Origin of the sequence: Variovorax sp. V15, assembly GCF_041154425.1 — a bacterium.
Taxonomy (GTDB): Bacteria; Pseudomonadota; Gammaproteobacteria; order Burkholderiales; family Burkholderiaceae_C; genus Variovorax; species Variovorax guangxiensis.
In genome coordinates, this window is the sequence record NZ_AP028659.1 from 761,203 (window position 1) to 779,755 (window position 18,553).

17 protein-coding genes are annotated in these 18,553 nt (G+C 69.8%); 8 read left to right on the forward strand and 9 right to left on the reverse strand.

The window, feature by feature from the left end:
• Window position 1: 1 nt before the first annotated feature.
• From ACAM57_RS03735 to ACAM57_RS03750, 4 genes are read right to left on the reverse strand one after another with little or no spacing between them, the layout of a single operon-like run.
• Window positions 2–448, reverse strand: coding sequence for a hypothetical protein (locus ACAM57_RS03735; RefSeq protein WP_369660744.1), 447 nt, complete (start codon window positions 446–448; stop codon window positions 2–4).
• Window positions 438–1,790, reverse strand: a complete 1,353-nt coding sequence (locus ACAM57_RS03740) for a phosphatase PAP2/dual specificity phosphatase family protein (protein WP_369660745.1) — start codon at window positions 1,788–1,790, stop codon at window positions 438–440. The genes ACAM57_RS03735 and ACAM57_RS03740 overlap by 11 nt, the downstream gene beginning before the upstream one ends.
• Entirely contained in the window at window positions 1,787–3,553 is a 1,767-nt protein-coding gene (locus tag ACAM57_RS03745) for a bifunctional alpha/beta hydrolase/class I SAM-dependent methyltransferase (RefSeq protein WP_369660746.1), read from the reverse strand. Before ACAM57_RS03745 ends, ACAM57_RS03740 begins: the two co-directional genes overlap by 4 nt.
• Entirely contained in the window at window positions 3,550–4,176 is a 627-nt protein-coding gene (locus ACAM57_RS03750) for a CDP-alcohol phosphatidyltransferase family protein (RefSeq protein WP_126023673.1), read from the reverse strand. Before ACAM57_RS03750 ends, ACAM57_RS03745 begins: the two co-directional genes overlap by 4 nt.
• Before the next feature lie 169 nt (window positions 4,177–4,345).
• Here ACAM57_RS03750 and ruvB point away from each other — a divergent pair, with 169 nt between their 5' ends.
• Entirely contained in the window at window positions 4,346–5,410 is a 1,065-nt protein-coding gene (gene ruvB / locus ACAM57_RS03755) for a Holliday junction branch migration DNA helicase RuvB (RefSeq protein WP_369660747.1), read from the forward strand.
• A gap of 5 nt (window positions 5,411–5,415) precedes the next feature.
• Window positions 5,416–6,378 carry a CDF family Co(II)/Ni(II) efflux transporter DmeF gene (gene dmeF, locus ACAM57_RS03760; RefSeq protein WP_369660748.1) on the forward strand — a complete coding sequence of 321 codons (963 nt, stop codon included), beginning with the start codon at window positions 5,416–5,418 and terminating at the stop codon, window positions 6,376–6,378.
• A 27-nt stretch (window positions 6,379–6,405) separates the two neighbouring features.
• Here the strand turns inward: dmeF and ACAM57_RS03765 are convergent, their stop codons facing one another.
• Complete coding sequence (locus ACAM57_RS03765) at window positions 6,406–8,148, reverse strand: lysoplasmalogenase family protein (protein WP_369660749.1); 1,743 nt, start codon at window positions 8,146–8,148, stop codon at window positions 6,406–6,408.
• A gap of 93 nt (window positions 8,149–8,241) precedes the next feature.
• Here ACAM57_RS03765 and ACAM57_RS03770 point away from each other — a divergent pair, with 93 nt between their 5' ends.
• Window positions 8,242–9,111 (forward strand): UDP-2,3-diacylglucosamine diphosphatase, encoded by an 870-nt coding sequence (locus tag ACAM57_RS03770; protein ID WP_184640852.1) that lies wholly within the window; start codon window positions 8,242–8,244, stop codon window positions 9,109–9,111.
• 18 nt (window positions 9,112–9,129) lie between these two features.
• Here ACAM57_RS03770 and ACAM57_RS03775 read toward each other — a convergent pair whose 3' ends face one another.
• Window positions 9,130–9,378 (reverse strand): hypothetical protein, encoded by a 249-nt coding sequence (locus tag ACAM57_RS03775; RefSeq protein WP_369660750.1) that lies wholly within the window; start codon window positions 9,376–9,378, stop codon window positions 9,130–9,132.
• Between the two features lie 228 nt (window positions 9,379–9,606).
• On the opposite strand from ACAM57_RS03775, the gene ACAM57_RS03780 reads away from it, so the two are divergent.
• From ACAM57_RS03780 to ACAM57_RS03800, 5 genes are all read left to right on the forward strand, one after another.
• A complete protein-coding gene (locus ACAM57_RS03780) occupies window positions 9,607–10,800 on the forward strand; it encodes an acyl-CoA dehydrogenase family protein (protein WP_369660751.1) in 1,194 nt (397 codons plus the stop codon).
• A gap of 13 nt (window positions 10,801–10,813) precedes the next feature.
• Window positions 10,814–11,956 (forward strand): acyl-CoA dehydrogenase family protein, encoded by a 1,143-nt coding sequence (locus tag ACAM57_RS03785; RefSeq protein ID WP_369660752.1) that lies wholly within the window; start codon window positions 10,814–10,816, stop codon window positions 11,954–11,956.
• A gap of 78 nt (window positions 11,957–12,034) precedes the next feature.
• A complete protein-coding gene (locus tag ACAM57_RS03790; protein ID WP_369660753.1) occupies window positions 12,035–13,147 on the forward strand; it encodes a CaiB/BaiF CoA transferase family protein in 1,113 nt (370 codons plus the stop codon).
• Window positions 13,148–13,177: 30 nt separating this feature from the next.
• Complete coding sequence (locus tag ACAM57_RS03795; protein WP_369660754.1) at window positions 13,178–14,737, forward strand: long-chain-fatty-acid--CoA ligase; 1,560 nt, start codon at window positions 13,178–13,180, stop codon at window positions 14,735–14,737.
• Window positions 14,738–14,782: 45 nt separating this feature from the next.
• On the forward strand, window positions 14,783–15,931 hold the full coding sequence (locus ACAM57_RS03800; protein ID WP_369660755.1) for an acyl-CoA dehydrogenase family protein: 1,149 nt from the start codon (window positions 14,783–14,785) through the stop codon (window positions 15,929–15,931).
• A gap of 73 nt (window positions 15,932–16,004) precedes the next feature.
• Here the strand turns inward: ACAM57_RS03800 and ACAM57_RS03805 are convergent, their stop codons facing one another.
• The 3 genes from ACAM57_RS03805 to ACAM57_RS03815 all read right to left on the reverse strand — a co-directional run bounded on the left by ACAM57_RS03805 (window position 16,005) and on the right by ACAM57_RS03815 (window position 18,347).
• Window positions 16,005–16,382 carry a hypothetical protein gene (locus tag ACAM57_RS03805; protein ID WP_369660756.1) on the reverse strand — a complete coding sequence of 126 codons (378 nt, stop codon included), beginning with the start codon at window positions 16,380–16,382 and terminating at the stop codon, window positions 16,005–16,007.
• A 76-nt stretch (window positions 16,383–16,458) separates the two neighbouring features.
• Entirely contained in the window at window positions 16,459–17,262 is an 804-nt protein-coding gene (locus tag ACAM57_RS03810; RefSeq protein ID WP_369660757.1) for an AP2 domain-containing protein, read from the reverse strand.
• A 233-nt stretch (window positions 17,263–17,495) separates the two neighbouring features.
• On the reverse strand, window positions 17,496–18,347 hold the full coding sequence (locus ACAM57_RS03815) for an AP2 domain-containing protein (RefSeq protein WP_369660758.1): 852 nt from the start codon (window positions 18,345–18,347) through the stop codon (window positions 17,496–17,498).
• Window positions 18,348–18,553 lie beyond the last annotated feature (206 nt).

The following is an 18,553-nucleotide window of genomic DNA, read 5'->3' on the forward strand; positions in this document are numbered from 1 at the left end:
GTCATGACAAGTCCTGTGTCATCAAGGCTAGTAGGAACAAGGCGCTCTGGCAGGCCACCACGATGGCGTGGCGCTGCATGAGCTGGCGGGTGCCCTGCACGCGGTCGTCGAGCGGGCGGGGCGCATGCTGCGAAGGCGGCGGCTCGCGCAGCCCGAGCGAGGAGAGCGCGCGATCGAGCGCCTCGAGCGAGGCGACGGTGTTGCGCGCGAGGCCGTCGAACAGCGCCTCGTCGAAGCGCAGGCGGAACGCGAAGTAGCGCTCCAGCGCGCCGAGGATGACGACGGCGCCGAAGCCCATGGTGGCGGTGGTCGAGAGCGAACGCAGCGTCAGCGCGAGCACCAGCGCCGAGATGCAGGTGAGCGCGAAGCCCCAGAGGGCCAGCAGCGCCATGGCGCGCAGCAGCGCCGCGAGCGCGGCGCAGGTGGCTTTGTCGTTGTCATCGGTCATGGTGCGGCACCTCCTGCAAGGGCTCGAACGGCTCCAGGGAGACCCGCCACGCACCCCGCAGCACGATCTGCGGCCGTGCCCGGCGCACCGTGTCCTCGGCTTCGGCGACGCCGCTGGCCGTGCCGTAGCGGCCCAGCCAGGCGATCACCGCCGCCGCGCTGCGCGAGAAGCCGAGCGCGCAGCAGACCCACACTGTGGCACCGTCCGCGTTCCTGCGCTGGCCTTCGATGACCGCCGCCGCGCGCTGCAGGCGCACGGTGGGCGGCACCGTCAGGTCGAGGATGGGTACGCAGCGCGCGTGCGGCACGCCGGCGGGCAGTTGCAGCTCGGCGCACAGGCTCACCAGACGGGGCCGGCCGGCCGCCAGCCATTCGGCGCGCGTGGGCCGGCGGCCCAGCCGCAGGCCCGGCACGATCTCGACCGAGGCCGGCAGGCTGCGCGTCCAGAGCCAGGCATTGATGGCGGCGCCGAGCCGGTAGGGCGCCAGCATCCACCGCGCCGCCCAGGCCATGCGGCCATGGCCGTCCATCTGGAAGCCGCGCGCGCCGAAGCCCGCGTAGTTCAGCGCCACCAGCGCCAGCGAGGCGGCCGGCCAGGCGAGCCACAGCGCGATGCCGCCGCCGTAAAGCGCCGCCGCCAGGAACAGCGCCGCGCCCACCGCGTAGAAGCCCGCCAGCTTCCAGCGCTGCGGATCGCGGGTGGTGCGCCAGGCGCGCGGCATGGCCACCACGCGCTCCAGCGGCCACAGCCACACGCAGAAGATGCCGAGCAGCGCACCGGTCGGGATGTCGATGAAGTGGTGCTGCCAGGTCGTGAGCACAGAGGCGCAGATGGCGAAGGCCCACACGTGCAGCACCAGCCGCGCCCACAGCGGCTTCAGGAACTGGCGATACCAGTCCCACAGGATCACCGCCAGCGCGATGTGCAGCGAGGGCGCCTGGTTGAAGGGCTGGTCGAAGCCCCGCAGCGCGTTGAACAGGAAGGCCGGCGCCCCGTCGACAGGCGGCTGCCCGAAGCTGAAGTGCAGCGGCCAAAGCACGAAGCAGGTGCAGGCGACGATGGTGGCCGTGAGCAGCCGCAGCGCATGCCGGTCGAGCGCATGCTTGCTGCGCGCGAGGAAGAGCGACAGCGCGTAGAAGGCGTTGATCGTCCAGTACGGGAAGATGGTCCACGGCCAGAACGGCACGTGCCGCTCCCATTCGAAGGCCATCGACGGCACGTTGGCGCGCGTGGTGGCCCACCAGTTGGCGAAGCCGTAGGTCGCGTAGAACAGCGGCCCCAGCAGCACCAGCCAGGCGGCTGCGCGCTTCCAGGGCCGTCGTGCCGGCGGGGCGGTCGTCATTGCGTGACGCGCACCGCCAGCGACACCGTGAAGATGCCCCACTCGTCGACCCGCTGGTCGATCTTGCGGAAGCCCGCTTCTTCCACCAGCTGGTCCATTTCGTACTGCGTGCGGCGGCGCATCACCCAGGCCTCGCCCTGGCGGTGGCTGGTGAGGGCGCGCGCGATCATCTCGAGCTGCGGGTGCCAGGGCTGGCCGGTGTAGACCAGGTAGCCGCGGTCTTCCACCGCGTCGCCCACGCCCGCGAGCGAGCGGCGCACCAACTCGTTGTCGGGGAAGAGCTCGTACAGGCCCGACACCACCGCCAGCGTGGGCCTCGGCGTCACGCTGGCCAGGCTCATGCGGTCGAAGGCGTCGGCCTGCACGAACTGGGCGATGTCCTCCAGGCCCTTCTCGGCGATGAGCGCGCGGCCGTCGCGCACGTTGATGTCGCTGTAGTCGCGCAGCAGGATCGAACTGGCCTTCACCGGGCTGGCCTGCACCGCGTCGAGCACGTAGCGGCCGTGGCCGGCGGCGATGTCCATAAGGCGCACCTCGCGGTGCATCTCGGCCAGCCGCTCCATCGCGATGCGCAGCAGCTCCTCGACGTGGATCTTGCGCTGGCGGATGCCGCGCCAGCCGATCGATTCGAGGTAGGTCTTGTCGATGGAGCGGCCGATGAACGAGCTGCCCTGCGGATGGTTGCGGTAGACGTAGTCGAGCGTGCTGCCGGAGTCGAAGCCGGTTTCGTGGCCCAGCCTGATGCCCTCGGACATCGTGCCGCCCAGCTTCAGCCCGGCGCGGGTGATCGCCCAGTAGGCGCCGCGCGGCGACAGGGGCGAAAGCGGCTCGGCCAGCGCACGCGACTCCTCGGCCGTCTCGCCGCTGAGGTGCGCCTCGCGGCGGTCGACCGGCACGGCCGGCTCGTCGAAGCGCTGCAGGATGAATTCGCGGATCTGCGCCACGGCCGGCGCGCGGTCCTTCTCGCCCAGCGTGTCGTGGAAGAAGCCCGGCAGCTCGGTCTTGGTCTTGACCGCGCTGCCCAGCCGCTCGAAGAACTGGTGCTGCGGCTTGTGGTGCACCACCCAGTCGGCGCCCGAGATGAGCAGCTGCACCGGCAGCGTGATCGCGTTGGCGTCGGCCACCACGCGCTCGGCCGCTTCGTAGAGGCCCAGCAGGATGTTGACGGCGATCGGCCGGCTGATGAGCGGGTCGCTCTCGTAGCTGGCGATGCGCTCCGGGTCGTGCGTGAGGAACTTCGCCTTCACGTAGCTGTTGACGAAGAACAGGCCGCGCAGCTTGTGCATCAGCGCCAGGCCGGGCCGCGCGAAGGGCACGTAGAGCTTGACCTTGAAGGCCGGCGAGGCGAGCGTGAGGCCGCGCACCTTGGGCGCGTAGTCGTGCGCCCAGGTGGCGATCAGCACCGCGCCCACGCTCTGCGCGACCACGTGGATGTCCTGCTCGGGCACGCCGTGCACCGCGCCGATGTGCTGCACGAAGGTCTGCACGTCGCGCACCGAAGTGCCGAAGCTGGGGCTGTAGCCGCGCTGGCCCGGCGAGCGGCCGTGGCCGCGGGCGTCCCAGGCGTAGAAGTCGAAGTCGGGCAGGTCGAGCTCGTCGACCAGGTGCGCCATGCGCGCGCCGTGCTCGTGGCCGCGGTGGAAAAGCAGCACGGCGCCGCGCCGCGCGGCCCCCGTGGCGGGCCAGCGGCGATAGAAGAGCGATTCGCCGTCGTGCGTCTGGAAGTGGAGTTCCTCGGCGATGCGTGGAGTGGTGTTCGTCATTGAGTCCCTGTCTGATTCTTGTCGTCTGCCTCCGCCAGCGCCCGGCGGATGCGGTTGGTGATGGTCCAGGCCACGAGCGCGGCCACGAGCGGCATCAGCCAGGCCGTCCAGCCCGGCAGCGGCCCGCCCAGCGCCACGTAGAGGCCGAGCGCGCCGAACACGAAGGCCCGGTCGCTCTTGCCCAGCGGGCCGTCGTAGCGGCGCGAGGCGCCCACGGTGGGGCCCAGCGCGCCGGCGAACTCGCTCAGCCCGGCCAGCACGATGACGGTGCCGACCCAGAAGCCGCCGAAGGGCTGGACCAGCGCGAAAGGCAGGTACAGCGCCGCGTCGGAGACCACGTCGGTCAGTTCGTTGAGGAAGGCGCCCAGCTTGCTCTGCTGGTTGTGCTCGCGCGCCAGCATGCCGTCGATGGCGTTGAAGGCCATGCGCAGGAACATCCACAGCGGGATGAGCCCGAAGGCCGCCAGCGAGGGCGCCGCGAAGAAGAGCCAGAGTCCGAGCGCCACCGATACCGCGCATGCCGCCAGCGTGACCTGGTTGGCGGTGACGCCCATCGCATGCAGCCGGATCACCAGAGGCCGCAGCAGGGCCTGGAAACGCGGCTTCAGTTCGTAGATCGACACGTGCTGGCTTCCCCTCGTTCGTTATATGGCCGAAGCATTCTGCCAGCGAAGAACAGGCCCCCACGCTCGGCACTGCGTGTCCTCGCCGCCCCCCGAGGGGGCGCTCGCTTGCTTGGGGCGGCCCGGCGCGGCGCTCGGGACTAAACTTGTAGTCGCACACCCCCAGCAAATGACCATCCAGACAGACGATTTCGCGCCCGCTCCCCAACGCGTGGTGTCCGCAGCCCCCGCTTCGCCCAACGAGGAGGCGATCGAACGGGCCCTGCGCCCCAAGCTGCTGGACGAATACGTCGGCCAGGCCAAGGTCCGCGAGCAGCTCGAGATCTTCATCGGCGCCGCGCGCAAGCGGCAGGAAGCCCTCGACCACGTGCTGCTTTTCGGCCCGCCGGGCCTGGGCAAGACCACGCTGTCGCACATCATCGCCGCCGAACTGGGCGTGAACCTGCGCCAGACCTCCGGCCCCGTGCTCGAGAAGCCCAAGGACCTGGCGGCGCTGCTGACCAACCTGGAGCCGAACGACGTGCTCTTCATCGACGAGATCCACCGGCTGAGCCCGGTCGTCGAGGAAATCCTGTACCCCGCGCTGGAGGACTACCAGATCGACATCATGATCGGCGAGGGCCCCGCGGCGCGCAGCATCAAGCTCGACCTGCAGCCCTTCACGCTGGTGGGCGCGACCACCCGCGCCGGCATGCTGACCAACCCGCTGCGCGACCGTTTCGGCATCGTCGCGCGGCTGGAGTTCTACACGCCCGAGGAGCTGGCGCTGATCGTGCACCGCAGCGCCGGCCTGCTCAAGGTGGAGGCCGACCCGGCCGGCGGCTTCGAGATCGCCCGCCGCTCGCGCGGCACGCCCCGCATCGCCAACCGCCTCCTGCGCCGCGTGCGCGACTACGCCGAGGTCAAGGGCACCGGCCGCATCACCGAAGACATCGCCCACCGCGCGCTGGCCATGCTCGACGTCGATCCGCAGGGCTTCGACCTGATGGACCGCAAGCTGCTGGAAGCCGTCATCCACCGCTTCGACGGCGGCCCGGTCGGGCTGGACAACGTGGCCGCCAGCATCGGCGAGGAGCGCGACACCATCGAGGACGTCATCGAGCCCTACCTCATCCAGCAGGGCTACCTGCAGCGCACCCCGCGCGGGCGCATCGCCACGCTGGCCGCCTACCGCCACCTGGGCGTGGCGCCGCCTTCGGGCCGCGCCGACGGTCCCGATCTCTTTGGAGCCTGAATTCCATGCACACCCATGACCTGAGCGCCTGGCAGCACGACCACCATTTCGGCGCCGACACCTCTTCCGCCGAACGCAGCACGCGCCTGGTGATGTGGATCACCTTCGCGATGATGGTCGTCGAGATCGGTGCCGGCTGGTGGTTCAACTCGATGGCGCTCCTGGCCGACGGCTGGCACATGAGCTCGCACGCGCTGGCCATCGGGCTGAGCGCCTTCGCCTACGCCGCCGCGCGCCGCTACGCGCGCGACCCGCGCTTCGCCTTCGGCACCTGGAAGATCGAGGTGCTCGGCGGCTTCGCGAGCGCGCTGGCGCTGCTGGGTGTGGCGGCGCTGATGGTGGTGGGCTCGCTGGAGCGGCTGTGGTCGCCGGCGGCCATCCATTACCCCGAGGCCATCGCGGTGGCGGTGCTGGGGCTGGTGGTCAATCTGGTCTGCGCGCGGCTGCTGGGCGGGGCGCATCACCATCACGGGCACGACCACGGCCATGCGCACGATCACCATGGGCACGGCCATCACGACCACCATGGCCACGACCTGAACCTGCGCTCGGCCTACCTGCACGTCGTGGCCGACGCCGCCACCTCGGTGCTCGCCATCGCGGCGCTGCTGGGCGGCTGGTTCTACGGCTGGGCCTGGCTCGACCCGGCCATGGGCATCGTCGGCGCGGTGCTGGTGGCGGTCTGGGCCAAGGGACTGCTGAAGGAAACCGGCAAGGTGCTGCTCGACCGCGAGATGGACCACCCCGTCACGCAGGAGATCAGGGAAGGCGTCGAGACCCTGCTGGCCGACTCCGAAACCCGCGTGGCCGACCTGCACGTTTGGCGCGTGGGCCGCGACGCGTATGCCTGCGCGCTCACGGTGGTGACCCACTCGCCGACGCTCACCGCCGACGAGGTGCGGGCCTGCTTCTCGATGCACGAGGAGATCCGCCACTCGACGGTGGAAATCCAGCGCTGCGCGGATTAGGTCCAGCGGGGAGCTAGCGAGCCGAAGTCAGGCCTTGGGCCGGGCGTGCCGCACGATCAACACCTGCGCCGCGTAGTACGTCGCCAGCACCCACAGCTGCGCCAGCGGCAATGGCGCCACGAACTTGTTGGTTGCCAGCAGCGAGTCGCTCAGCATGAAGAAGCACGCGCCCACCGCCACCCATGGGGCCGATGGGTCGGCCCGGCGCAGCACCGCGGCGCGCCCGATGGCCTGCGCCGCCATGCAGGCGATCACCACCACGTAGGCGCCGACCGGGATCCGCAGCGCCGCAGGCAGCCCGCCGTGCCAGAGAAAGGCGTACATCCCCGCGCCGACCAGCAGCGTGGCCGCCAGCGCCCCCGGCCGCGGGAACAGGCCCACGCCGATGCGAAACAGCGCGATGTAGGCGAGGTGGGCCAGCAGGAAGCACACGAGGCCCGGCACGAACATCCCGCCCGGCCCCATCAGCAGCACGTCGCCTGCCAGCGAGGCGGCCAGGCCCGCCAGCAGCAGGCCATCGAAGCCGGTGATCGGGCCGGCCGAAAGCGCCCGCCGGGCCGCGAGGAAGATCGCGATCGACAGCGCCAGCGGCTTGAACAGGTAGTGCAGCCAGCCGATGCCCAGTGCCGCGCTGGCCGTGGCGAGCGCGCAGGCCTCGATCAGCAGCACCTCCGTGACAGTCAGCCGCCCCTGCAGAACGCCGCCGATCGCCCACAGCATGGCCGTCAGCGCGGCCAGCCACACGGCCGAGTGCGACAGCGGCAGGAGGTCGGAGAACCACAGGAACACCACCGCGAACCCCACCAGCAGCAGGAACTGGATGCCCGCGAACCACTGCACGCCAGCGCTCACCGCCGGCTCGTAGCGCGTCACCTTCGCGATGTCGAAGGGCGGCTTCGGAAAGCGCGCCGCGACGTCGGCCGGCCGCCAGCCCGGCGGCTTGATCCACACGCGCAGCTTGTCGGCCCAGCTGCGCGCGTGCCATGAATCCTTCGCGAGCGCCCAGTAGACCTCGGCGTTGGCCCACAGCGGGTCCCAGCTGCGCAGCCCGCCGCGCGTGCCGTAGATGCAGCGCTCGTCCTCCTCGCGGAAGGTGCCGAACAGGCGGTCCCACACGATCAGCACGCCGCCGTAGTTGCGGTCGAGGTAGCGGTCGTTCACCGCGTGGTGCACGCGGTGGTTCGAGGGAGAGCAGAACCAGCGGTCGAACCAGCCCAGCTTGCCCACCTGCTCGGTGTGCACCCAGAACTGGTAGAGCAGGTCGACGAGCGACACCACGACGAACACCAGCGGCGGCACGCCCGCCACCGCCATCGGCAGGTAGAAGATCCAGCCCAGCAGCGCGCCGCTGGAGGTCTGGCGCAGCGCGGTCGAGAGGTTGTAGTGCTGGCTCTGGTGGTGCACCACGTGCGCGGCCCACAGCACGGCCGACTCGTGGCCCATGCGGTGCAGCCAGTAGTAGCAGAAGTCGTAGAACACGAGCGCCAGCAGCCAGCCGTACCAGGCGGTCCAGAACTCCTTCGCTGCTTCCTGCGGAAAGAGCGCGACCGACGAGTACACGGCCGTGTAGATGCCGATGCGCAGAAGGCCGGTGAGCACCGCGCTGATCTGGCTCAGCATGCCCAGCCCGACGCTGTTGACGGCGTCGGCGAGGCGGTAGGTGTCCTGTCCCGTGCCGCGGCGGGCACGCGCGCGGCCGACCGCGAATTCGATCCCCATCAGCAGGAAGAAGACAGGGGTCGCTAGAACGATGATCTGGCCAGGTCGCATCGCGCGATTGTGCGTTGCTGCACTGCGACAAGTCATCGGGATGTCACGGGGACGCCATCGTATGGTCACCCGGCGGTGGGAGCCTACCCGGCCATGCAACGCGACGACGCTTTCCTTCGCGCATGGCGCGACACCGCGACCCGGGCCCTCGACCCCGAGGACGATGATCGCGGGCGTCCGCCACTGCAATTCCGCACCCTCTGGATCTCCGACCTGCACCTGGGCACCCCCGGCTGCCAGGCTAGGGCGCTGCTCGATTTCCTCAAGCACACCGAGTGCGAGACCCTGTTCCTGGTCGGCGACATCATCGACGGCTGGCAGCTCAAGCGGCACTGGTACTGGCCGCAGGCGCACAACGACGTGATCCAGAAGCTGCTGCGCAAGGCGCGCAAGGGCACGCGCGTGATCTTCATTCCGGGCAACCACGACGAGTTCGCCCGCAAGTACCTGCACCACAACTTCGGCGGCATCGACGTGGCCGATGAATGGATCCACGAGACGGCCGACGGCCGCAAGCTCTGGATCATCCACGGCGACCTGTTCGACGGCGTGATCCAGTGCGCCAAGTGGCTGGCCTACGTGGGCGACTCGCTCTACGAATTCACGCTCAAGCTCAACCGCCACCTCAACTCGCTGCGCGCGCGCATGGGGCTGCCGTACTGGTCGCTGTCCAAGTACCTCAAGGGCAAGGTCAAGCGGGCCGTGAGCTACGTGGGCGACTTCGAAGTGGCCGTGGCGCGCGAGGCCAGCAAGCGCGGCGCGCAGGGCGTGGTCTGCGGCCACATCCACCATGCCGAGATGCGCGACATCGACGGCATCCTCTACTGCAACGACGGCGACTGGGTCGAGAGCCTGACGGCGCTGGCCGAGCATGCCGACGGCACGCTGGAAATCATCGACTGGGCCAGGCACATGCCCGTGCCCGCGAAGGCGGCGCCGCAGCGCGAAGCCGTCGCCGCCTGAGCGCGGTGCGGCCGGCCGTCAGCCATTGCGATCGGGGCCGTTCGCCGTCGCGTGGCCGAGCTGCTCGCGCCAGGCGTCGTAGTGCCTGAACATGCTCTTGCCCAGCTCGTCCATCCACAGCCACCAGGCCAGCGCGAGCTTCTCGGGGCCGTCGGCTTCCGGCAGGTTCTGGAAAAGGGTGGAGGCGGCGGCAGGCGGTTCCGGCAGTTCGTAGTCGCACAGCCGCTCGACGCTGGCGTGCGGGAAGCCGGGAATGACAGTGCTCACTGCGGTGCTCCTTCAGCGCGGCGCATTTTTTTGCGCCCGGAACGACTCCCCGGCAGATTGAAGCAGGAAGCGGCACGGCGGCGTATCGGACTATCCCGGATGAAAACAAAAGTCCACTGGAATCCGTAGGTCGCTGGCGGCCAAACCACGTTCGTCCGATCCGACGATGCCACCGGCCCCCGCCGGCATCACACTCGCCGCAGCATCCCGAATGGAGACGACAAACACATGGCCTGGGCACTCACGGCCGCGGAAACCGCATTCCGCGACGAGGTTCGAGACTTCCTGGCGCGCGAGCTGACGCCCGAGCTGCGCGCCGCCGGCCGGCGCAGCTCGGGCATCTTCAGCGACTACGAATACGGCAACCGCTGGCACCGCATCCTCGCCAGGCGCGGCTGGAGCGTGCCGCACTGGCCGGTGGAGCACGGCGGCACCGGCTGGACGCCGATGCAGCACTACATCTTCTCGGCCGAGCTGGCGGCCGCCGACGCGCCGGCGCGCGCGCCCATGGGCCCGGGCATGGTCGCGCCGGTGATCATCGCCTTTGGCACCGAGGCGCAGAAGCGCGCCTGGCTGCCCGGCATCCGCTCGGGCGAGGACTACTGGTGCCAGGGCTACTCCGAGCCGCAGTCGGGTTCCGACCTGGCCTCGCTGCAGTGCAGGGCCGTGCGCGATGGGAGCCACTACGTCATCAACGGCACCAAGATCTGGACCACCCACGCCCAGTACGCCAACCGCATGTTCTGCCTGGTGCGCACCGCCTCGGGCGGCAAGCCGCAGCAGGGCATCAGCTTCCTGTGCTTCGACATCCCGGCGCCGGGCATCACCATCCGGCCGATCATCAGCATCTCGGGCGACCATGAGCTCAACCAGGTGTTCTTCGACGATGTGCGCGTGCCGGCCGAAGGGCTCATCGGCGAGGAGAACCAGGGCTGGGCCATCGCCAAGTACCTGCTGCAGCACGAGCGCGGCGGCGCGTGGGCGCCGATGCTGCGCGCGCGCCTGCGCCGCCTGCAGGCAGCGGCAGATGCGGCGTTCTTGGCGGGCGATCCGCAAGAGGCCGACGACATGGCCCTGCGCCTGGCCGAAGCCGAATGCGCCATCGACGCGCTCGAGGCCACCGAGCTTCAATCGCTGCGCGCGCAGGCCCGCGGCGAGCCGCACGGCATCCGCCCGTCGATGGGCAAGGTGCTGGGCTCCGAGCTGCGCCAGCGGCTGACCGAGCTCGGCGTCGAAATCGCCGCCCACTACGCCGCCGCCGACCTTCCGCTGGACGACGGCCTGCAGGGTGGCGCGCTGCCCGTTCCCGAGGACGCCGTGTTCTCGATGTCGGCCTACCTCAACGACCGCGCGGCTTCGATCTATGCGGGCTCGAACGAGGTGCAGCGCAACATCGTCGCGGCCCACCTGCTGGCGAACTGAGAGAGGCCGCTCCATGAACGCCACCACCGAACGCGACGACACCCTGGCGATGCTGCGCGACAGCCTCGCGCGCTATCTCGACGACAACCACGGCTTCGAGCAGCGCCTGTACGTGCTGCGCAAGGCCGACGACGCACCGCCGCCGTTCTGGCGCGGCCTCGCCACCGAGCTCGACTTGCTGCGCGCGCCACTGCCCGAGCCGCAGGGCGGCCTCGGCGGCGGCATGGCCGCGCATCTCGCGATGATGGAAACGCTGGGCGGCGCGCTCGCCGCCGAGCCTTATCTGTCGACGATGGTGATCGGCGCCGGCCTTTTGCAGCGCAACCCCGGCGCGCAGGCCGATGCGCTGCTCGCTCGCGTGGTCGCCGGCGAAGCCGTACTCGCCTTCGCGCATGCCGAGCCGCAGAGCCGGCACGACCGCGCCGACGTGCAGGCCCAAGCCGTGCGCGATGCCGACGGCTCCTTCCGCCTCGACGGCCGCAAGGCCGTGGTGCACGCCGCGCCATGGGCCGGCCACCTGCTCTTGAGCGCGCGAAGCGGTGCCGGCCTCTCGCTCTTCGTCGTTCCGAAGAACGCGCCCGGCCTGCGCCTTCGCGCCTATCCGACGCGCGACGGCGGCCGCGCAGCCGACATCGCCCTCGACGACCTGCGCCTGCCCGCCGATGCCTTGCTGGGCACGGAAGGCGCCGCGCTGCCGCAGATCGAACAGGCGCTCGACGAAGCCACGCTCGCCGTCTGCGCCGAGTCCGTCGGCGTCATGCGCCGCCTGATGCGCGACACGCTCGACTATGTGCGCCAGCGCAGGCAGTTCGGCGTGCCGATCGCGAGCTTCCAGGTGCTGCAGCACCGGCTTGCCGACATGCACATGGCACTGGAGCAGGCGGCGGCGCTCACCGCCAGCGTGGGTGAAGCCATCGACACGGCATCCGCGCCGGAACGCGCACGCGCCGTTTCGTCCGCCAAGGTGGCCGCCGCGAAGGCCTGCAAGGCCGTGGGGCAGGGCGCGGTGCAGCTGCACGGCGGCATGGGCATGACGCAAGAGCTGGCGGTGGGCCACTACGTGCGCCGCGCCACGCTCATCGAAGGCCAGTTCGGCCCGCCTTCGTGGCATCTGCGGCGCGTGGCGAAGCTGCGTGCCGCCGCCGCGATGGCATAGCGCCGCGCATTCGTCGCTTTCGACGATGCGGCGCCGTGGGCCCGGCGCCAAGATGCCTCCACACACAGGAGACGCACCATGGCTGGTCCATTGCAAGGCCTTCGGGTGATCGAGATGGCGGGCATCGGCCCGGGGCCGTTCTGCGCGATGCTCTTCGCCGATATGGGCGCGGAGGTGATCCGCATCGAGCGGCCTGGCACGCGCACTGCGCCGCACGACATCCTCGCGCGCGGGCGCAGCACGCTGCAGGTCGATCTGCGCGCGGAAGGCGCGGCGCAATCGGTGCTCGACGCCATCGCCAGGGCCGACGTGCTCATCGAGGGCTTTCGTCCTGGCGTGATGGAGCGGCTGGGGCTCGGTCCCGCCGAGTGCCACGCGTGCAACCCGCGGCTGGTGTACGGCCGCATGACCGGCTGGGGCCAGCACGGGCCGCTCGCGCATGCGGCGGGCCACGACATCAACTACATCGCCATCAGCGGCGCGCTGCACGCCATCGGCCGCGCGGGCGAGCCGCCGGTGCCGCCGCTGAACTACGTGGGCGACTTCGGCGGCGGCGCGATGCTGCTGGCCTTCGGCATCCTCGCCGCGCTGCACGAGGCCAAGGGCTCGGGCCAGGGGCAGGTGGTCGACGCCGCCATGACCGACGGCGCGGCGCTGCTGTCTTCCATGATGTACGGCTTCAGGTCGGCCGGCCAGTGGAGCAACCAGCGCGGCGAGAACATGCTCGACGGTGGCGCGCACTTCTACGACACCTACGCCTGCGCCGACGGCAGGTACGTGGCGGTGGGCGCCATCGAGCCGCAGTTCTACGCGCTGCTGCGCGAGCGCTGCGGCATCGCCGACGACACCGCCTTCGACGCGCAGATGGACGCCGATCGCTGGCCGCTGCTCAAGCTGCGCATGGCCGACGTGTTCCGCACCCGCACGCGCGACGAGTGGTGCGTGCTGCTCGAAGGCAGCGACGCCTGCTTCGCGCCCGTGCTCGACTGGGACGAGGCCCCGGAGCACCCGCACAACGTGGCGCGCGGCACCTTCGCCAACGTGGGCGGCGTGGTGCAGCCCGCGCCGGCGCCGCGCTTCAGCCGCACCGCGCCCGTGGTGCCGCAGCCCGCGGCGCGCGACGACGGCCCGACGGTGCTGCGCCGCTGGGGCGTGGCGGCGGAAGCCATCGCGCCCCTGTGCGGAGCTTGAAGAAGGAAAACGAGAACGGAGACAGCAACCATGTTCCTCACCCAACCCCTGCACAAGGGCCGGCGCGAGAAGCCGAAGGCCGCCGCCATCGTCTGCGGCGCCACGCGGCTGGACTTCGCCACGCTCGCCGATCGCGTCGCGCGCCTGGGCGCTGTGTTGAAACAGCTCGGCATGGGCAGCGGCGATCGCGTCGGCATGATGAGCCTCAACTCGCACCGCTTCGTCGAATACTTCTTCGGCACCTGGTGGGGCGGCGGCGTGATCAACCCGGTCAACATCCGCTGGAACCCGAAGGAGGTCGCCTACTCGCTGGACGACTGCGACACCCGCATCCTGCTGGTGGACGACCTGTTCGTGCAGATGGTGCCCGCGCTGCGCCAGCTCTCGGCCTCGCTGCGCACCGTGGTCTATTGCGGCGATGGTGCAGTGCCCGAGGGCATGGTGGGCTACGAGGCGCTGCTGGCGCAGGCCGAGCCTGTCGAGGACGCACCGCACCAATCCGACGAGCTCGCCGCCATCATGTACACCGGCGGCACCACCGGGCAGCCCAAGGGCGTGATGCTCACCCACGGCAACCTTTGCATCAACGCGCTGAGCACGGTGGCGGCCCTGCCGCGCGATGCGCAGAACGCGGTGGCCCTCGTCGCCGCGCCCATGTTCCATGTGGCCGGCTGCGGCGCCACCATCCAGAACATGCTGCGGCTCACGCCCACGCACGTGCTGCCGATGTTCGACGAGCTGGCGGTGCTGCAGGCCGTGCAGTCCGCGCGCATCACCGAGATGTTCATGGTGCCGACGATGATCAAGCGCGTGGTCGAGCATCCGCGCTTCGCGGAGTTCGACCTGTCGAGCCTGCAGCTGCTGTTCTATGGTGCCGCGCCCATAGACGCCGCGCTGCTCGACCAGGCGATGCGCGCCATTCCCGGCGCCGCCTTCGCGCAGGTCTACGGCATGACGGAGCTGTCGCCCGTGGTCACGGCGCTCTCGCCGCACTGCCATCTGCCCGGTCCTGACCGGGATCGCCTGCTGCGTTCGGCGGGCACGCCGGTGCCCATCGCCGAGGTGCGCATCGTCGATGGCGAAGACAACGAGCTGCCTCCCGGGCAGGTCGGCGAGATCGTCGCGCGCGGCCCGATGGTGATGAAGGGCTACTGGAACAAGCCCGGGCAGACCGAGGCCGCGCTGCGCGGCGGCTGGATGCACACCGGCGACGGCGGCTACATGGACGAGCAGGGCTTCGTCTACGTGGTCGACCGCATGAAGGACATGATCGTCAGCGGCGGCGAGAACGTCTATTCGGCCGAGGTCGAGAACGCCATCGCGCAGATGCCGCAGGTGCTGATGTCTGCGGTGATCGGCGTGCCCGACGACAAGTGGGGCGAGCGCGTGCACGCGGTGATCGTGCGGCGCGAGGGCATGGCGCTGGAAGCCGAGGCCGTCATCGCCCACTGCCGCGAGCACATCGCGAACTACAAGTGCCCGCGCAGCGTGGAGTTCCGCGACGCGCTGCCGCTGTCGGCGGCCGGCAAGCTGCAGAAGTTCCAGCTGCGCGAACCCTTCTGGGCCGGGCGGGAACGGCGCGTCGGCTGAGGCCCGGGACGCAAGAATCAGAGAAAGAAAGCAAAGGAAGACAACATGGCCATCGATTTCCGCCGCTCGTGGAGCGACGAAGACCTGGAGCTGTACCGCGACAACGTGGTGCGCTTCATCGAGACCGAAGTGCTCCCGCACGACGAGGAAGCCCGCAAGCGCGGCCACGTGGGCCACGAGGTCTGGCGCAAGGCCGGCGCGCTCGGCCTGCTGTGCGCCGACATTCCCGAGGAGTACGGCGGCGCCGGCGGCGACTTCCGCCACGAGGCCGTGTTCTACGAGGAGATGTCGCGCCGCGCGCTCACCGGCATGGCGACCTCGGTGCACAGCATCGTGGCGCACTACTTCCTCAACCACGGCACCGAGGCGCAGAAGCGTCACTACCTGCCGCGCATGGCGCGCGGCGAGATGGTGGGCGCCATCGCCATGACCGAACCCGGCGCAGGCTCCGACCTGCAGGGCGTGCGCACCCGCGCCGAGAAGAAGGACGGCGGCTATGTCGTCAACGGCTCCAAGACCTTCATCACCAACGGCTTTCTGGCCGGCGTGGTGCTGGTGGTGTGCAAGACCGACCCGACGCAGGGTGCGAAGGGCACGTCGATCCTCATCGTGGAGACCGAAGGCTGCGAGGGCTTCCGCGTGGGCCGCGTGCTCGACAAGATCGGCATGAAGGCGCAGGACACCTCCGAGCTCTTCTTCGACGACGTGCGCGTGAGCGCCGACGCGCTGCTCGGCGGCGTGGAGGGCCAGGGCTTCTTCCAGCTCATGAGCGACCTGCCCTACGAGCGCACCATCATCGGCCTGAGCGCGCTGGCCACCATGGAAGGTGCCTACCAGGCCACGCTCGACTACGTGCGCGACCGCAAGGCCTTCGGCAAGCCGGTGGCCGAGTTCCAGAACACGAAGTTCAAGCTCGCCGAGATCGCCACGCAGATCAAGGTGGGCCGCGCCTTCATCGACCGCTGCATCGAAGACCTGGTGGCCGGCAGGCTCGATACCGCCACCGCCTCCATGGCCAAGCTCTGGGGCTCGGAAGCACAGGGCCGCGTGGTCGACGAATGCCTGCAGCTCTTCGGCGGATACGGCTTCATGAACGAATACATGGTGGCGCGCATGTACGCCGACGCGCGGGTGCAGCGCATCTACGGCGGCACCAACGAGATCATGAAGGAGGTGATCGCCAGGGCGCTCTGAGCCCTGGCTTTCCAAGTTGGGGCGCTCTGAGTCCCTGGCTTTCCAAGGCGGGGCGCTCTGAGCCCCGGCCGGGTTACGACAGCCGCCTGATTTCCGCCCGCGCGATCTCGCGGTGGGGATACGAGGGCGACAGGCCGATGAACTGCGTGTACTTCTCGCGCGCCGCCTCGGGGTTGCCCGCGTCCTCCAGTTCCAGCGCCTCCATCGTGAACTGTGTGAAGAGCCGGTTGGCGCCGCTTTCGCGCGATGTGGCGGCCAGCGTCTTGGGCTGCAGTTCCGGCTGCGCGGCGTAGATCTGGCGCTGCACCTCGATCACCTCGATCAGGGCGCGGCCGATGCGCTGGATGTTCTCGTCCACCGGGCCGAGGTCGGTGGCGTGTACTTCGGCCGCGGCCTGGTCCATCAGGTGCGACGCCACGCGCAGCAGCTGGTGCAATTGCTTGTGCCTCATCGGCGAGCCGCTCCGCGCGCACAGCCGCTCCCCGGCTTCGCAGTCTTCGCGAAGCCTTTTTCTTGCAATGACCTCATCAGTTGTTCCGCCGCGCGCCGGAGGCCGCACGGGCTCCCTGCTCGGCTTTTCCTCTCTGCCGTTCTTCTTGGTTGCCGGTCGCCTGCCGCTTCTCGGCGAGCTGGTTCGCACGCTCGGCGATGGCCATGTTCTTCGCCACCTCCGCGCCGTATGTCTTCACCGAAAAGGCCTTGCTCACGCTGCCCTTGCCCGCCGTGTAGGTGATGGCCAGCCAGTAGCCGGGGTGGCTGGGGTTCGGCGTCTTGAAATGCACGCCGCTCACGCCGCTGGTGTTGTTGCGCCGGGTGATCTCGGATTTGGAGCGCTTGGGTTCGCGCGGCCCGGCGGGGTGGGCCGACAGGCCCATGCGGATCGCTTCCTCCGCCGGGTGGATGTGCGCCAGTCCCGTCATGCGCTTGAGCTGCAGCGCGCGTTCCTGGATCGCCAGCGCCTGCGCGGCGTCGCCGAGCTCGGCGACGGAGAAATCGGTGCGCAGGATCTCGTCGGGCGCGATGTAGGTCTTGGCCATCCAGGCCCGCACGCGGCCGCCCGGCGCGAGATGGTGGAACACCCCGGTCACGCCGGTGCTGTTGTTGGCGCGGGGTTTCTCGGCGCGCGCGCTGCGCGGCTGTGGCGGCACGCTGCGCACGATGTGGTCGCGCCAGTCCTGCGCATGGAGCAGCGCCTGTTCCGCGCCGCCATAGCTGGCCTTGCCGAACAGCCTGTGATGGCGCACGCCGTTGCGGACGATGGAAACTTCGAAACCCCAGGACCTGGAGTAGATGCCATACATGGCTGCCGGGTTCGGGACACCTTTGGGCATTCTCGACGTGATGCTGCTACTTCCGTACTCAGCATCGCCGATGCTGATTCCGATGGGCTCCCCGGCTTGCGCGTCTCGCTTCAGCGCGCATTTTTCGCAGCTATTCTGGCCGAAGCGCCGCCACGAATTCGCTCGCACGCAACAGATCGGAAAAATATCTTCGCGGGAGCGCGCCGGGCGCGCATATCCGCCGGCAGCCGCGCCAACGGAGCCGGTCCCGGAAGCGGGCGGGTTCACTGCGGCGGCCTTGTCCCGCCGGCAGCCATGCCGTGCTGCAGCGAGGATGCCTGCGAAGGCTGGTCGAGCAGGAAGGGAATGGAAAGCGGCGGCGTCCTGGCCGCGACGCTGCTGTCCTGCTGCAGGAACGCGAGCTTCTCCTCGAGCTGGCGCTGGCGCTCGTCGATGGCCAGCTGCTTCGCCTTCTCGGGACCGTGCTCCTTGATGGAGAAGGCCTTGCTCACGCTGCCGCGGCCGGCCGTGTACGTGATGGCGAGCCAGTAGCCCGGATGGCCCGGGTTGGGCGCCTTGAAGTGCACGCCGCTCACCCCGCTCGAATTGGTGCTGCGCCTGATCTCCGACTTCGAGCGCTTGGGGGCCAGCAGCCCGGCGGGAGCGGACGGCGGGCTCGTGCGGATGCTCTCCTCGGCCGGATGCAGCTTGGCGAGCCCGTCCATGCGCTCGAGCTGGCGCGCGCGCTCCTCGATGGCCAGCGCCTGCGCCGCCTCGCCCACCGTGTTCACGGGGAAGTCGGTGCGCAGGATCTCGTCCTGCCCGATGTAGGTCTTGGCGACCCAGGCCCGCACCCTGCCGCCGGGCGCGACCTGGCAGAACACGCCCGACACGCCCGTGGTGTTGTTGATGCGCAGTTTCTCGGCCCGCGTGCGCCGCGGCACCGGCGGCACGCTGCGTACCACGCCGTCGCGCCATTCCTGCGCCTGGCGCAGCGCCTGCGCGTCGCCGCCGTAGCTGGCGCGGCCGAACTGCTGGAAGTAGCGCTTTCCGTTTCGCACGATCGACACCTCGTAGCCCCAGCTGCGAGGGTAGATGCCGTACATGGCTGCGGGGTTGGGGATTCCTTTGGGCATGGTGCTTCGGCTTGAGTCCGCTCTCTGGTTCTTGCATGGCTTCCTGCCGGGCGCCTCGGGGTGCGGCGCCGGGCCGGGATTCCCATGCGCCGCGATGCGCCTTGCGCTATCGCGGCAGTTGGAACACAGAGGGAAATGCTAGGGACGCAGGCACCGGCGGGGTATCACCGGAATCCGTAGTTCAGGGGGTGCGCGGTGCCTGAAAA

Excerpts from the sequence above, each read along its gene's own strand:
- ACAM57_RS03735 (WP_369660744.1), bottom strand. The coding sequence starts at position 448 with ATGACCGATGACAACGACAAAGCCACCTGCGCCGCGCTCGCGGCGCTG.
- ACAM57_RS03740 (WP_369660745.1), bottom strand. The coding sequence starts at position 1,790 with ATGACGACCGCCCCGCCGGCACGACGGCCCTGGAAGCGCGCAGCCGCC.
- ACAM57_RS03745 (WP_369660746.1), bottom strand. The coding sequence starts at position 3,553 with ATGACGAACACCACTCCACGCATCGCCGAGGAACTCCACTTCCAGACG.
- ruvB (WP_369660747.1), top strand. The coding sequence starts at position 4,346 with ATGACCATCCAGACAGACGATTTCGCGCCCGCTCCCCAACGCGTGGTG.
- dmeF (WP_369660748.1), top strand. The coding sequence starts at position 5,416 with ATGCACACCCATGACCTGAGCGCCTGGCAGCACGACCACCATTTCGGC.
- ACAM57_RS03765 (WP_369660749.1), bottom strand. The coding sequence starts at position 8,148 with ATGCGACCTGGCCAGATCATCGTTCTAGCGACCCCTGTCTTCTTCCTG.
- ACAM57_RS03770 (WP_184640852.1), top strand. The coding sequence starts at position 8,242 with ATGCAACGCGACGACGCTTTCCTTCGCGCATGGCGCGACACCGCGACC.
- ACAM57_RS03780 (WP_369660751.1), top strand. The coding sequence starts at position 9,607 with ATGGCCTGGGCACTCACGGCCGCGGAAACCGCATTCCGCGACGAGGTT.
- ACAM57_RS03785 (WP_369660752.1), top strand. The coding sequence starts at position 10,814 with ATGAACGCCACCACCGAACGCGACGACACCCTGGCGATGCTGCGCGAC.
- ACAM57_RS03790 (WP_369660753.1), top strand. The coding sequence starts at position 12,035 with ATGGCTGGTCCATTGCAAGGCCTTCGGGTGATCGAGATGGCGGGCATC.
- ACAM57_RS03795 (WP_369660754.1), top strand. The coding sequence starts at position 13,178 with ATGTTCCTCACCCAACCCCTGCACAAGGGCCGGCGCGAGAAGCCGAAG.
- ACAM57_RS03800 (WP_369660755.1), top strand. The coding sequence starts at position 14,783 with ATGGCCATCGATTTCCGCCGCTCGTGGAGCGACGAAGACCTGGAGCTG.
- ACAM57_RS03805 (WP_369660756.1), bottom strand. The coding sequence starts at position 16,382 with ATGAGGCACAAGCAATTGCACCAGCTGCTGCGCGTGGCGTCGCACCTG.
- ACAM57_RS03810 (WP_369660757.1), bottom strand. The coding sequence starts at position 17,262 with ATGCCCAAAGGTGTCCCGAACCCGGCAGCCATGTATGGCATCTACTCC.
- ACAM57_RS03815 (WP_369660758.1), bottom strand. The coding sequence starts at position 18,347 with ATGCCCAAAGGAATCCCCAACCCCGCAGCCATGTACGGCATCTACCCT.